The sequence below is a fragment of the Nostoc sp. DSM 114167 genome (assembly GCF_052692655.1).
This window is the reverse complement of record NZ_CP195116.1, coordinates 3,351,798-3,366,967: the sequence shown is the minus strand read 5'-3', so window position 1 is coordinate 3,366,967 and position 15,170 is coordinate 3,351,798. Positions and strand designations below refer to the sequence as shown.

The window sequence follows — 15,170 nt, the reverse complement described above, 5'->3', positions numbered from 1 at the left end:
AAAAGAGAAAATTAAATACAGTCGATGCCAAAACCCTACAGTTATGATTTAAGACAAAAAGTAATCAATGCGATCGTATTAGATGGCATGACCAAAACTGAGGCGGCGCAAGTATTCCAAATCAGTCGCAACACCATAAATCTATGGCTACAAAGGCAGGCGGAAACTGGAGACTACCAGCCTAAGCCGACTCGTCCCCAGAAAACAAACGCCAAAATTATAGATTGGGAGGAGTTTAGTCAGTTTGCTCAAATGCACGGGGACAAGACACAAGTGCAAATGGCACAGCTATGGTCAGGTCAGATCAGTCCGAGGACGATTTCACGAGGGTTGAAAAAAATAGGTTGGTCTCGAAAAAAAAGTCTTATGGATACCGAGAACGAGATCAGGCTAAACGTGCCATTTTTATCCAGCAATTAGATTTAATTCCAGAGTCACAACGAGTGTATATAGATGAATCAGGAATGGATGCACGGGATGATTACGGTTATGGCTGGTGTCAACGAGGTCAAAGGTTTGAAGCACTCAAGTCAGGACGCAGAACGGGTCGGGTCAATATGATTGCTGCCTACTGCCAACAACAGTTGATGGCACCATTTACTGTGGAAGGAGCTTGTAATCGAATAGTTTTTGAAACTTGGGTTTCCACTTGCTTAATTCCTGTACTCCAACCAGGACAAGTGATTATTCTTGATAATGCCACCTTTCATCATGGCGGACGTATTGCCCAATTGATTGAGCAGGCAGGTTGTCAGTTATTATATTTGCCGCCTTATTCTCCAGACCTCAACCGCATTGAAAAGTGTTGGGCTTGGCTTAAATGTCGTATTCGCCACATCTTATCCTCTTGTTCTGATTTACGACCAGCTATGGAATCTGTTCTCAAATCTGCTGTGTCCTAACTCTACTGGCAACAGCTATATTTCGGAGTACCCATTTGTTATTTCGGAGTACCCATTTGCTATTTATTGAAGGCTTATCTTCTCAAACTACGAGGATCAAGTGCATCTCTCAGCCCATCACCAAGTAAGTTGAATGCCAGCACTGTGAGGATAATCAGCACAGCCGGCGGCCAAATTAGCCAAGGTTGCAACACCAAAATTGAAGCATTGCTAGCTAGAGAAAGCATATTGCCCCAAGAGGGGTCTGGTTGTTGAATACCCAAGCCGATGAGACTCAATATCGCCTCTGCACCAATAAAGCTAGGAATTGCAAGAGTCGCAGAGATAATTACATAACTAGCTGTTTGCGGTAAAACATGACGGATAATTATATAAATTGGGTTCGCGCCCATTGCCCGCGCGGCTTGAACAAATTCTCGCTCTTTAATTGATAGTACCTGTCCCCGAATGACCCGTGCTAAACCAGCCCAGCTAATCACCGAAGTAATCACCACAATCAGCAAAAAGCGCTGGGTACTACTTAAACCTGCTGGTAAGACTGCACCCAATGTCACCAAAAGATAAATACTGGGGAAAGTCATTAACACTTCTGCCAAGCGCATAATGATGCTATCAGTTACACCGCCGAAATAGCCGGAAATTCCCCCGATGAGCAAACCGAGGGGATAAGTAATGATAATGCCAAAAATCCCGATAAACATACTGATGCGGCCGCCATGCAGCAAGCGACTAAATTGGTCGCGGCCTTGGTCATCAGTACCGAAGATGTTGATTTTTGCGCCAGTTGTTGTGCCAAATAAATGCCAATTTAAGGGAATACCAGGAAAAATTGTGACTTCATCCCACGTAGGCGGTAGTGGCAAACTCATCTGCAACAAACGGTATTCTGACCCGGAGACAAATAGACGCAGAGGCGAAGGCTTTTTCGAGTCTACAATGAGTTCGCGATCGCCTGTATCTAAATTCGTATCTCCTTGAGTTGTCGGATAAACATAAGGGCCAATAAACTGCCCTGACTGAGAAACCCAGTGTATCTTGGTTGGTGGCAGCAGTGAACCATTAGGCTGTGAAGCATAGGGGTCATAAGGAGCTACGAAATCAGCTGCAATTACTGCTATATAGAAAATTAACAGCAAAGTTACCCCAAATCGTGCCAAAGGATTTTTCTTAAGTCGTCGCCACCAATCCATAGTAGTTAGGAGTTATAAGTTAGGAGTTATGAGTTATTAAGTTTTTATCTTAATTCATAACTCATGATTAATAATTTTCAACTCCCAACTTTTGTACAGACAAAGGTTAATCGCGTCTCTACTCCTATTTTGTACAGACAAGGGTTAATCGCGTCTCTACTTCCAACTTCTAATTCCCAACTGCTAACTTCTCTAAATACCGCTGCTGTTCTTCCTGTTGTTTTTGATGTTCCACAACAAATACATTTGAGTAGAGATTAGCGAGAATTTGTTTTCCCTGTTGTGTCAATGATAAGTAATGCAGTCCTTCTTGGATATAAGGATAGACGCCATTCCAGTAAAACTTAGCGTAGTTGTTACGCAAATCGGCAGGGGTTTTATAGCCCAAAACTTTATTTACACCAGTTTCTTCAAATTCGTAAAATAAAGAAGTAATTTTCTTTAGGTAACGCGGGTCGCTTAGTTGACCAATCAAATCAGCAGCACGCACTAATCCTGCAAAGCACTTCGTATCTTGATGGTCTTCCGCCGCAGGTACAGGAAATCGAGTCAATTCAATATTGCTTTTAATTGCCTCAGCATCGATTAACTTGTGACCTCCAAACCGCTCATCAATAAACAGCTTGGCTCTATCAACATGATACGGTGTCAGACTGGCATCAGAAGCGCCAGCAGCCACAGAAATCATTTTGCCATTTTTACCTGTGGCATATAAGTTTGCTGTTTCTCGGTCTTGTCGGCAAACTCCTTTAACATAGCCAATATCATGACTGACTAAAGAAATAATACAATGTAACCAGTCTTCACTAGAAACACCGCCTTCCCTGATGTGTTTGCCACGTAAAATTTCTTGTCCCACCAGGGTGACTAAGACAGTGTGTTCAACATTGTGGTAAAGGGCATCGCTATTGGCAATGTTTTCCAAAGCCATGTTACCCGCCCAGGCGATAATATCCTGATAATCATGTTTAAAGCAGCCATAAGTGCGGCGATAGCCGTCTCGAATTTCATTTACGAAGGCATCAATTAAAATTTCAGTGGCATTGAACATATCTGGTGACTCTGGTATATACCAATTTTTTATTGATTTTGATTGATTTCAAAATTCCCTAATCAAGGCCATCCTTGCTGGAATTTCAGGCAATGGAGTTTGCTCCTTTGTAACTCACGCGTACCTGTAGACGCTAGCTTTATCTATGTTTGGATATATAACTTCCTAGCAACACAAAGGCATTAGAGAAATGATTGATTACGTGTAAAAAATAATTTCCTGGTCTACCAAGGTACATAAATACTTTCGATTCTAATTAGATAAATCTAGATCGGCTATATTTAGTTTTTCATATCTAAGCATTGGATGACAGTGATCTCAATACAGATGGTGTGTGACATAGAGTAGCTCTATAAGATGAGAGAATTTTTTTATCATAATCTACATAAAATTTATTATCATTCTTTAACAGTAATTTCTCTTAGCTAAAAGGTTATATTATATACTGTTGTCGATAAAAGACATTCACTATGAAATACGTCATAGTTGATATCGAAGTAAATAAACTTCAAGTTTTTTTAAGAAAATACCAAGGTTTGGTATGTATAAACAGCAAGTAGAGGTGAAACTGTGAGCGATGAAAGTCTTTCAGAAGTTGAGGTGGAAGAAGCTATAACCTCTGAAAATCGGAATTTTTTAAGCAAATCAGATCAAAAGCAAACCAGGGCATGGTTGAAGCCATTATTCTTGGGTGCTGGTTTAGGAATTGCGATCGCCTTGGTTGGAATGAGTGTATTAAATCGTTTTCCATCCCGTCAACAAAGCGCGGTAGCGGATAAAAAAGTTAACCCAGCGATGACTGTCACCACCGCCACAGTAGAAACCGCCCGTGTTGTCCGTACACTCAAAACTACTGGGACTGTAGCCGCGAGTGATTTAATTCCGGTGCTACCGCAAACAAACGGTTTACAAATTAAAAGCATCCCCGCAAATGTCAAAGAAGGAGCTTTTGTCAAACAAGGTCAAGTGTTGGCAGTGTTAGATGGTTCCATACTGCAAAATCAAATTAGCCAAGCAAAAGCAGATGTGGAATCGAAACAAGCAGATGTGGCATCCAAACAAGCCGATTTGGCATCCAAGCAGGCAGATTTGGCATCAAATAAAGCAATAGTCCAGCAAAGACGAGCCGATTTAGCTCAAGCTAAGGCGAGATTGGAGGAAGCAGCCAAAAATTATCAGCGCTATCAAAAACTCGCTGACTCTGGAACAATCAGCAAACAAGAACTTGATACTCGTTCTTACGCTGTGAAAACTGCCATAGAAGTTGTCAACCTGTCCCAAGAAAATATACGTAGTGCCCAGGCTAATATCGGCAGTGCCCAAGCTAACATTAATAACGCCCAAGCGATCGTCAACAAAGCCAAAGCCGATGTTAAAAGCAGTGCTGCGAAAGTGCAACAACTGCAAACTCAATTGGAACAAACTGTAGTACGTGCGCCGGTTTCAGGAGTAATTGCCGAGAAACTAGCTAGAGTCGGTGATGTCACTGGCGTACCGCCGCAAACCCAGGTGGGGACGGTGATTGGTGGCACACAAAAGCTATTTTCGATTATCCGAGATGAAAAGTTAGAACTCCAGGCGAAGGTGCCCGAAACTCAACTAACTCAGGTGAAAATTGGCGCATCGGTGCAAATTACTTCTGATGTCGATCGGCGGGTGCGATCGCAGGGCCGAGTCAGAGATATACAACCACAGCTCAACGATCAAAGACGAGAAGCGACAGTGAAAATTGACTTGCCGCCAACAACTTTACTAAAACCAGGAATGTTTGCTAGTGCTGCAATTACTACTGACTCAGGGATGAAAATGGTAGTGCCACAAAAAGCAGTCCAGTCCCAAGCTGACACAAGTGTAATTGTATTCATCTTATCGGGTGAAAATACAGTCAGCAGCCAGAAAGTCGAGTTAGGAGATCCTGGCAATAACGACACAGTGGAAATCAAGAGTGGGTTACAGTTAGGCGATCGCGTTGTCGTTGATGGTGCAGGCTATCTCAAAGATGGCGATCGGGTTCGAGTTGCAAATTGAAGGGAATAGGGAAAAATGACCAATGACCAATACTTCGGCTCCCTTCTCTACGAGAGGCTGCGCCAACGACTTCGCTCAGGGCAAGACGCTCAGTACAAGTGACCAATGACCAATGACAAATGACAAATCCCAAATCTCAAATTTCCCAATGTCTTTTAATATCTCAGCCTGGTCGATTAAAAAACCTGTTCCCACGATCGTTTTATTTTTAATTTTGACGGTTGTCGGTTGGTTCTCATTCATATCCTTGGGAATTGATATTAACCCAAATATTGATGTACCAACAGTTTCGATCAAAGTTACCCAACCGGGTGCAGGCCCAGCAGAACTAGAATCCCAAGTGACGAAAAAAATTGAAGATGCTGTGGCGGGGTTGGGCAATATCGATTACATGATTTCTACCGTTAGCGATGGGAATTCTCAGACAACAATCAATTTTGTTTTAGGTACAGATAGCGATCGCGCCACCAATGATGTTAGAAATGCGATCGCTCAAATTCGCCAAGATTTACCCCAAGACATTAACGACCCCATTGTGGAACGCCTAGAATTTTCCGGCGGCCCGGTGATTACCTACGCAGTTAAATCAGATCGGCGTTCTGTAGAAGAATTAAGCAATCTCGTAGACCAAACTATTAGCCGCGCCTTGTTGGGAGTTCGTGGTGTAGCCCAAATTCAGCGTGTGGGTGGCGTTGACCGAGAAATTCGCATTAATCTGAATCCAGACCGCTTACAATCTTTAGCGATCACTGCTACTCAGGTAAACGACCAAATCCGCGCTTTGAACATTAATTTACCTGGCGGACGTGCCGAAGTTGGTGGTAGCGAACAAAGTATCCGTACTTTAGGAAGTGCCGTCAGTGTGGATATTTTGAAAACCTACGAAATCGTTTTACCACAAGGTGGTTCCGTACCTTTATCTAGCCTGGGAACTGTAGAAGATAAATTTGCTGATGTGCGCCAAGCCGCCCGTTTGAATAATCAACCTGTGGTAGCTTTTCAAGTCTTACGTAGTACTGGCAGCGTTCTGGTGACTGTGGAAGAAGGAGTGAAAGCAGCAGTCAAACAACTAGAAAAAACCCTTCCCCCCGATGTCAAACTGGATTTAATTTTTACTAGAGCCGATATTGTCCGCCAATCTTACCAAAGCACCATTGATGAATTGATTCAAGCTTCGCTGCTGGCGGTAATCGTGATTTTAGTGTTTTTACGGGACTGGCGAGCAACATTAATTACGGCTGTCACCTTACCCTTGTCAATAATTCCCACCTTCGCAGTGCAGCAAGCCCTTGGTTATACCCTCAACAATATGACTTTGTTGGCATTAGCCCTGGCAGTGGGCAACTTGGTAGATGATGCCGTTGTCGAAATTGAAAACATGGAACGCCACATGGCTATGGGCAAGTCAGCTTGGGACGCTGCTTTTGACTCTTCCGACGAAGTAGGGTTAGCGGTAATCGCCAGTTCAGCGACGATTATTGCAGTGTTTCTGCCCGTTGCCTTTATGGGTGGGATTCCAGGGCAATTTTTTCAACCATTTGGCGTTACCGTTGCCGTTTCCACAATTTTCTCAACTCTTGTCGCGCGGATGGTTACGCCGATGATGGGGGCGTATCTGTTAAAGGAGGCGGAGGGGCAGGGGGGCAGTGTTTCGACTACGCGGCAGTTGAGCGTAGTCGAAACTCAACAACCAGGCAGGAGGCAGGTGGTCACTGAGCGGAGCCGAAGTGAGGCAGGGGCAGGGGGAGTAATAAAAATTTTTAATTTTAAATTTATACTTCCAGGTGGTGGGAACGGAAGTAGAAAACTTGGAGATGAAAAGCGTCGCGGTTTTCAACCTTATAGATCGCTTTTACAGTGGGCGTTACGCCATAGATTGACAACAATGGCGATCGCTTTCGCTTTTTTTATTGCCAGTCTGATGCTGGTTCCCCTGATTCCCAAGGGTTTTGTTGATGATGGCGATTTCGGAATTTCCAACGTATCTATAGAATTACCTCCTGGTTCCACTTTGTCAGACGTTAACAAAGTAGTTACACAAGCAACTGATATTATCCGCCAAAATCCAGTAGTTGAACGCGTACTAGCAACAGAAGAGATCAATTCTGCCAACCTTGCGATTAATCTCAAACCCAGAGAGAAACGAAATATTTCCCAAAAACAGTTTGAGGAACAAGTACGTCCTAACTTTGAACAAATACCAGGAGCGAGAATTAGTTTTCAAAGTCAGTCACCGGGTGACAGTCGCAAAGGTTTATCAATTGTCCTCAGAAGTGAAAATCCCGAAGCTTTGAATCAAGCTGCTGATGCCTTAGAAAAGCAGATGCGATCGCTAGCTGGATTAGTAGAAGTGGCATCTACTGCAAGTTTAGTCAAACCAGAGATTTTGGTAATTCCTAACCCGCAACGGGCAGCAGATTTGGGAGTGACAGTGCAAGCGATCGCTCGGACTGCTTCCCTTGCAACCATCGGTGATAATGAGGCGAACTTAGCGAAATTTAATTTAAGCGATCGTCAAATCCCGATTCGCGTCCAAATCGATCCCGAAGCGCGGGCTGATATCAACACAATCACAAATTTGCAAGTCCCTAGTCAAAATGGCAGATTAGTTCCTCTCATAGCAGTGGCAGATATCCGCTTTGGTAGCGGCCCTGCTACTATCAACCGTTACGATCGCGCCCGTCAAGTAGCTGTAGAAGCGAATTTGCAAGGGCTTTCTTTAGGAGAAGCAGTCCAGACAATCAACCAACTACCTGCAATGCAAAACTTACCGCCAGGAGTAATACAGCAACCATCAGGTAGTGCCAAAATTATGCAAGACATTTTTGGTCGCTTTGGCGGTGCGTTGGGGCTGGCATTAATGTGTATCTATGCAATTCTGGTGTTGCTGTATAACAACTTTCTCCATCCATTATCGATTATGGCAGCCTTACCCTTTTGTTTAGGTGGGGCATTGGTAGCGTTGATGGTTGCTCAAAAACCCTTAGGAATATATGCCTTGATTGGTATCGTGTTGCTGTTGGGGATTGTCACCAAAAACTCGATTCTGTTAGTTGACTATGCGATCGTCAACATGCAAGAAGGCAAAACCCAGCGTCAGGCGCTCGTTGAATCAGGCGTATCACGTCTGCGCCCAATTTTAATGACTTCTTTCGCAACCATCGCCGGGATTCTGCCCTTAGCATTGGGAATCAGCGCGGGTTCTGAAGTTCGCCAACCAATGGGAATTGCCATTATGGGCGGTTTTACAACTTCCACTCTGTTGACACTGGTAGTAGTACCAGTGATATTTAGTTACATTGACAACTTCCAAACTTGGATTATGGATACAACACGCTATGGCTTTGGTAAGAAACCATCGCGTCAATAATGCCCAATCAATTTTGGATTTGTAATTGTTTTGCTCCCCTCTCCTGGTAGGAGAGGGGCTGGGGGAGAGGTCAAAATAGCACTCGTCGAACTCACGTCTTTTTAAGAGGAGATTAAGGGGGGTAATTCGACTTGTGTGTACACCGTAGCCTCAATACATACAGAGAGGGGTTCTTGAGGTTTAATAAGTAACCAAGCGGACATGATATAGGAATCATATTTGATTTCTGAAAAAAACCAAGCGATAATACTGAGATGTGCATCTGTCTAATAAAGAACAATGATAAACCAGCATCTACAAGCCGCGATCGCAGAACTACAAGAATTTATAGATGATCGCCCAGATGCGCGTGAGGTAAGGAAAGCTTTGGCAGTTAAACTGGTTTATCAAGGTTACAAGTATGAAGAAATTCAAATAATTTTAGATGTGTCACTTGGTTCGATAACAAGCTGGAAACAAGCCTACGAGGAATATGGAATTTCGGGGCTGCACTTGAACCACAAGGGAAGAAAAGGCTACTTAACTGCTCAACAACGAGAAGAAATCTTAAGTTGGTTGCAAACAAAGGAGTGTTGGGAACTTGGCGAACTCGAATATAAATTGGCTTTTGAATACGATCTAACTTATGAATCAAAACGGAGCTATTACGATTTATTTGATGCGGCAGGAATTAGTTGGAAGAAAACTACTTCTTTGAATCCAAAAGCTGACGAGGATGCTGTTGCTGCAAAAAAAAAAGAGATTGAAACACTGTTGGCAAGGCATCGGGAGGAAATCGAGACAGGAAAGTTAAAAGTATTACTGCTTGATGAATGTCATTTAATGTGGGGAGATTTAAGCGGATATGTTTGGGGAAGAACTGACCAAGAGATAACAGTGAGAGTTGTTAATGTACGAGATAAACAGACATACTACGGGGCAGTTGACTATTTGAAGGGAGGCTTACTGCTCAAAGCATATAACGCAGGTAACTCAGAAAATACGATTGATTATCTACGTTATTTATTAGATCAGTCGCCCAACCAAAGATTACTTCTTTTTTGGGATGGTGCTTCTTACCATCGTTCACATCTGGTTCAAAACTTTTTAGGCGAGATAAACCTTGGTTTGTCTCAAGAACACTGGAAAATTCATTGTGAACGCTAAAGCCCCTAATTGCCCATCACAAAATCCAATTGAAGATATTTGGTTACAAGCTAAAACTTGGGTAAGGCGTTTCTGTGCTTTGATTCCTTCGTTCTCTCATCTCAAATGGATGTTTGAGTGGTTTCTCCGACACACTACCTTTGATTTTGCCACTCTTCAAATGTACGGAGCTTTTTCAGAAATCAAATACTAGTCCTATATTACTCAATAAAAAGTCAAGTTTCTTTGGCAAACTAATAGTAAAACACAATACGGTTGAGGAGTAATATCTTTGATAATAAATATCTTCATTTGTGCAGTTGTCATCTGCGCAACTTGTATTTACCCGATTAAGACATTAGCAGGAGAAAAACCTTCTGCGATTTTTCATGCATTCGATCAACAGTACATTGATATTGAAAAGTTTGTTTGTGAAATAGGGAAGCAAGGATACTCTCACATTCAAATTTCTCCAGCCCAAAAATCTAATCCTGCTCTAGAATGGTGGGCACGCTATCAACCTGTAGATTACAGCATTATCGAAGGTAGAGGTTCACTCTTAGATTTAAAAGAACTTATTAATCAAGCCCACAGTTGTCAGGTCAAAGTGATTGCTGATGTTGTTTTCAATCACATGGCTAATTTAGATGGCAATGATGATTTTGAAGATTTAACTAAATTTCCAGGTCTTTCTATAAATGACTTTAATTCGGATTCAAATCGTCCAGGGAAAAAATCTTGTAGCATTAATTATAGTGATGGCAATAGAGATTCAGAAATTAATTGTTGGTTAGGTGGACTTCCTGAATTGAAATTTACCAATAATGTTAAAAAAATTCAAAAAGCTCATTTAAAACAATTGCTAGATTTAGGAATTGATGGATTTCGGTTTGATGCTGCCAAACATATCCCAGCAGATGTTCTTAAAGAGTACATCAGCTATGTGGATCGACAAAGTAAAGGCAAAGCATGGAATTATCTTGAGGTAATTGCAGATAGCGACACCAGTGCAGAAAATTATAACTGGATTGCTGCTGTCACAGATTTTGTTCTCTACAATTCAATGAAAAATGCCTTCAGCTTTGGTGGAGATTTGCGTTGTCTGCGAGTTCCTACAGCCATAAACGATCCGCGTAGCGTCACTTTTGGCAGAAACCACGATACGATCCGTGAGATTAATTCTAATGCCATTAACCCCTATAGCGATCCTTCTGACTCTTTCCTGGCAACAGCATATATCTTGGCGAGAGAAAGTGGCACTCCTTTAATACTCAACTGGGATAATCAAGATGTTCCTTTTATCAAATATGGTGTCAAATTCCGCCAAATTATGCATCAACGAGGAACTCAGGGAAAAAATACCAAAGGAAATGTTTTAGCAACAATTGATAGTCCGACTGTATTGCTAATGGAGCGGGGCAGTGAAGGATTTTTTGTTGTCAATAAAGGAGAGAATAAATTTAATATCCCAGCACTGGATTTGACTTTAACGAATTTAGATGGATGTTATCGGGAACTCCGTAATAATTTTACTGTTGCGATTGAACGTCGCCAAGGTGGGAAAAAATTTATAACTCGTTGGGGAAGCTGGAATAGAGGCGGTATGGAAGTTCAAAAACGCGATGCACTCTATTTTGTTCGAGAACCTTTTAATCAATGTCAAATGTAGATGCTCTCTCCTGCCTTCTGCCTGACTTCGGCTTTGCTCAGTGACCACCTGCCTCCTGCCTGGTTGTTGAGTTTCGACTACGCTCAACTGCCGCGTAGTCGAAACACTGCCTCCTGCCTCATCCCAACTACAAAGATTTACGCCGTTTTACTTATCTCAGTTTTTTATTATTACAAGCGTACAGATACACTACCTGCATGGGCTGGCAAACCTTCTGCCTCTGCTAAGGTGACAGCTGCTTTGCCTATTGTCTGCAATGATTCTTTGTCACATTCTAAAAAAGTAATTCGTTTGAGAAAGTCGAACACACTCAAACCAGAAGCAAAGCGGGCAGAACGGGCAGTTGGCAGTACATGGTTGGGGCCTCCTAAATAATCGCCAATCGCTTCTGGAGTATAGCGTCCTAAAAACACGCTGCCGGCACACTTAATTTGATTGGCAAGGAGTTGCGGGTTGTCCACACACAATTCCACATGTTCTGGAGCTAGTTGATTGAGCAGTGGTATACTCTCGGCTAAATCGCTAACTAAAATAACGGCTGCATAATTTTGCCAACTTGCACTGGCAACTTCTCTGGTAGGTAAATCAGTGAGAATTTTCTCAACAGCCTTGATTACTTGTTGCGCGAAGATTTTGGAATCAGTAATTAAGATTGACTGGGCACTAGGATCGTGTTCTGCTTGCGATAGTAAATCCCAGGCAATCCAATCTGGGTTGTTCTGGCTGTCGGCTACCACTAAAATTTCAGAAGGCCCAGCGATGCTATCAATGCCAACAGTGCCAAAGACTTGGCGCTTGGCTTCAGCAACATAAGCATTACCAGGGCCAACTATTTTATCTACTGGGGCAATGCTTTCTGTACCATAAGCTAATGCTGCGATCGCTTGCGCCCCACCAATGCCATATATTTCTGTAACACCGGCAACTTGAGCAGCGGCCAATACAACGGAATTAATCTCACCGCCAGGCATTGGTACTGTCATAACAATTCTTTCAACACCAGCAATTTTAGCTGGTAAGGCATTCATCAATAAAGAACTTGGATAGCTAGCCCGTCCCCCTGGTACATAAATTCCCACTTGCGAGAGTGCTACCCAATTCAATCCCAGTTTTACCCCGACTGCATCGCTGTAAGCAATATCTTGCGGTAGTTGTTTTTCATGGAAAGCCACAATCCTCTCAGCAGCAAATTCCAGTGCAGCCAAGACATCAGTAGGACATTGTGCTGCGTGTTCGGCAATAAAAGTTTCGCTTAAATGCAAAGACTGGAGATTGTTGCGATCGAAGCGGCTAGTATAGTCCTTGACTGCGGCATCACCACGCACTTTGACATCAGCTAGAATCTCACGTACTGTCCCACTAACATCAACTGTAACTTCCCGGCGATCGCTTACAAGGGTTTTGAATTTGACAGAAAAATCTTTGTCGGTAGTTTGAAGTAGCTGCATGGACAGTATCTTAAAAGCAGTGAGGTCAATAATTAGTTTAACTCCTGATTAACTCGCTAGATATGACTGTGGCTTATATGCATCGCTGTTTTTCAGATGTAAGCTAAAAGCACAAAAGATTATGAGTTGACATCTATGCAGCAGTCTACAAGAGACAATTACCGGGATCTTTGGCGACAGCTTGTTACTTTGGCTGCAATCTTTGGTGCTTTTTTTATCAACGTAGTATCGAATGTTTTTCCGCTCAATGGACTTAGTATCGGGGAAATTTCCAATACTTTGTTTAAAAATGTTCTGATTATCCCTGCCAATTACGCCTTTGCTATCTGGGGGCTGATTTACCTTGGGTTGTTTGCTTTTGGGGTATACCAAGCTCTACCTAACCAACGACATGAGCCTGATTTACGTAAGACAGGTTATTTGTTGGCGATCGCCTGTGTTGCTCAAAGTATCTGGGTGTATCTGTTTTTGTCTAGGCTTTTTGCTCTTTCTGTAATTGCAATGCTCTTGATTCTGTTGCCCCTAATTGGTGTTTATGTGCAGTTAGAAATTGGCAAATCGCGTGTACCTTGGCTAAAAAAATGGTGTATTCACTTTCCAATTAGCATTTATCTAGGTTGGATTAGCGTGGCGACTATTGTCAATGTAGCGTGTGCTTTGGATTTTCACAGGTGGAACGGTTGGGGAATTTCTGCTGTAATCTGGACTCTCATTATGGTATTAATAGCAACAGCAGTTGCAGCAGTTATGGTCATCCAGCGTCGAGACATCGCTTATACAGGAGTAACAATCTGGGCACTGGTAGCGATCGCATTCAAGCATTCTGATAACTCAATGCTCAGAAATACCGTATTAGTTTTGGCAATTATTCTAGTTTTAACCGCTACGATTAACAGCTTACGTACCCAACAAGAACATATTTAAGTGTGATGACGTACCCGCCCAGCGTCGGTCAAGAGAAAACTTTTAGCAAGCGTTCGTTAAGCACACACAATAATGGTCGGTTGTTACACACACCAGTCTGATTGTTATTAGTCAGAATAGATACTTGGAGCCATAATTGTCTGAAAAGACCAAAATTTATAAGAATGAAAAATATTATCTCGATTGGTTGGAATAACTGGTTAAAACGGCATAAAGAATCTGTTTTACTATTTGACTCAATTGCTGCGGCTAATGAGATTGCCTTGATGCTTAACGGTAAATGGGATGGCTGCAATGGTGTAATTGTGGCTTCTAGTGATGAGGTAGCTGTTAACACTGCTGCCAAACTATTAAAAGCCACTTGGTGTTATCAAGGCGCATCAAAAGCTGTTTTAAACAGAGTAACAACTGATGAAATTTTACGCCGTTATGCAATCGGAGAAAGAAATTTTGTTAATGCTAATTTGAGGTGTGCAATACTTGCGACCATGAAACTGAGTGAAATTAACTTAAGTTATGCCTCATTGAGTTGGGCAAACTTAAGTCAAGCCAATCTAAGTAAAGCTGATTTAACAGCAGCAGACCTCAGTCAAGCTAATTTAAGTGGAGCCGATTTAAGTAAAGCATACTTGATGAGAGCTAACCTAAGTGAGGCTAACCTGCAACAAGCTTCACTTCAAGGAGCTAACCTCAGTAGTGCTAACTTAAGTGAAGTCAACCTTACTGGTGCAGATTTAACAGGAGCTAATCTGTCATTAGCAGACCTAAGAGGAGCAAATTTTCACTTGTGCAATTTGAGTGGGGCTAACCTAACAAATGCCAAGTTAATTGAAAGTGACTTGGCTTTTGCTCAACAATAATCGCCGAACTCCAATATTATCTCTAGTCAGTTCCACCCCAAGTCCAGGTAGGATTGCCATTCTTTAAACGATTTTTTAGCACTACTAGGGGATAATCATTAGCATCAGAGCCACCAGCCAAATCTAAGATAAAGTAAACTTTACCTTTAACAAAGTGCATTCGTAAATAATTAATTTTTCCAGAGTAGTCTTGCCCGTCAACCTTAGTCATTCCAGCAGAAGCAAAGCATTTAGCATATTTTGGCTTGAGTGTCCCAACCCATGTAACACTAAAGCTATTACTGGCTTGAACAGAGATGTTACTGGTATAGGCACTCAGGTTAATAGAGCCATCTGTTGCAAAACTACCTTCTTGATAAGGACGGGGTTTTTCAGTGACAATCACCTTGTCTGGACAGCTTTGTTTTTGCTCGTTTTCACTATAAACTTTTAGCTCAATATTTTGTGATTGATTTTGTGCTTGGACGCACCAGTTGGACAGCAGAGGCAGTAAACCAATACTTGTGCCTATAATCAAAGTCAAAGGTTTAAATGAAATCATACTCATATCCGAACAAATATTAAATTGAATCTAGTCTTAGATTTTAGTAATTAATTGGGTAA

General features: G+C 42.2%; 10 protein-coding genes and 1 pseudogene. 7 read left to right on the top strand and 4 right to left on the bottom strand.

Annotation, left to right across the window (positions count from 1 at the left end; genetic code table 11):
* Window positions 1-24: 24 nt before the first annotated feature.
* A protein-coding gene (locus NSTC731_RS14265) for an IS630 family transposase (protein WP_445626187.1) occupies window positions 25-902 on the top strand; the annotation gives its coding sequence in 2 pieces (ribosomal slippage) (window positions 25-354 and window positions 357-902; 876 coding nt in all).
* 74 nt (window positions 903-976) lie between these two features.
* On the opposite strand, the gene NSTC731_RS14260 is transcribed toward NSTC731_RS14265, so the two are convergent.
* Together NSTC731_RS14260 and NSTC731_RS14255 are read right to left on the bottom strand one after the other, a co-directional pair.
* Window positions 977-2,092, bottom strand: a complete 1,116-nt coding sequence (locus NSTC731_RS14260; protein WP_445631379.1) for an ABC transporter permease — start codon at window positions 2,090-2,092, stop codon at window positions 977-979.
* Window positions 2,093-2,261: 169 nt separating this feature from the next.
* The gene (locus NSTC731_RS14255; RefSeq protein ID WP_445631378.1) at window positions 2,262-3,143 is read right to left on the bottom strand and encodes an Npun_R2479 family HD domain-containing metalloprotein; all 882 of its coding nucleotides are present in this window, start codon (window positions 3,141-3,143) and stop codon (window positions 2,262-2,264) included.
* A 570-nt stretch (window positions 3,144-3,713) separates the two neighbouring features.
* Between NSTC731_RS14255 and NSTC731_RS14250 the strand changes: the two genes are divergently transcribed.
* The 4 genes and pseudogenes from NSTC731_RS14250 (at window position 3,714) to NSTC731_RS14235 (ending at window position 11,335) form a co-directional block, all read left to right on the top strand.
* Entirely contained in the window at window positions 3,714-5,171 is a 1,458-nt protein-coding gene (locus NSTC731_RS14250; protein WP_445631377.1) for an efflux RND transporter periplasmic adaptor subunit, read from the top strand.
* A gap of 148 nt (window positions 5,172-5,319) precedes the next feature.
* Window positions 5,320-8,541, top strand: coding sequence for an efflux RND transporter permease subunit (locus NSTC731_RS14245; protein ID WP_445631376.1), 3,222 nt, complete (start codon window positions 5,320-5,322; stop codon window positions 8,539-8,541).
* Window positions 8,542-8,844: 303 nt separating this feature from the next.
* A pseudogene (locus tag NSTC731_RS14240) lies at window positions 8,845-9,880 on the top strand (IS630 family transposase); the annotation flags it as partial.
* 78 nt (window positions 9,881-9,958) lie between these two features.
* Window positions 9,959-11,335: an alpha-amylase family glycosyl hydrolase gene (locus NSTC731_RS14235; RefSeq protein WP_445631375.1), complete on the top strand. Its 1,377-nt coding sequence runs from the start codon at window positions 9,959-9,961 to the stop codon at window positions 11,333-11,335.
* 170 nt (window positions 11,336-11,505) lie between these two features.
* Here the strand turns inward: NSTC731_RS14235 and hisD are convergent, their stop codons facing one another.
* A complete protein-coding gene (gene hisD, locus NSTC731_RS14230; RefSeq protein ID WP_445631374.1) occupies window positions 11,506-12,783 on the bottom strand; it encodes a histidinol dehydrogenase in 1,278 nt (425 codons plus the stop codon).
* A 135-nt stretch (window positions 12,784-12,918) separates the two neighbouring features.
* Here hisD and NSTC731_RS14225 point away from each other — a divergent pair, with 135 nt between their 5' ends.
* Together NSTC731_RS14225 and NSTC731_RS14220 are read left to right on the top strand one after the other, a co-directional pair.
* Window positions 12,919-13,707: a tryptophan-rich sensory protein gene (locus NSTC731_RS14225; protein WP_445631373.1), complete on the top strand. Its 789-nt coding sequence runs from the start codon at window positions 12,919-12,921 to the stop codon at window positions 13,705-13,707.
* 164 nt (window positions 13,708-13,871) lie between these two features.
* Entirely contained in the window at window positions 13,872-14,567 is a 696-nt protein-coding gene (locus tag NSTC731_RS14220) for a pentapeptide repeat-containing protein (protein ID WP_445631372.1), read from the top strand.
* A 22-nt stretch (window positions 14,568-14,589) separates the two neighbouring features.
* Here NSTC731_RS14220 and NSTC731_RS14215 read toward each other — a convergent pair whose 3' ends face one another.
* Entirely contained in the window at window positions 14,590-15,108 is a 519-nt protein-coding gene (locus NSTC731_RS14215) for a hypothetical protein (RefSeq protein ID WP_445631371.1), read from the bottom strand.
* Window positions 15,109-15,170: the final 62 nt, after the last annotated feature.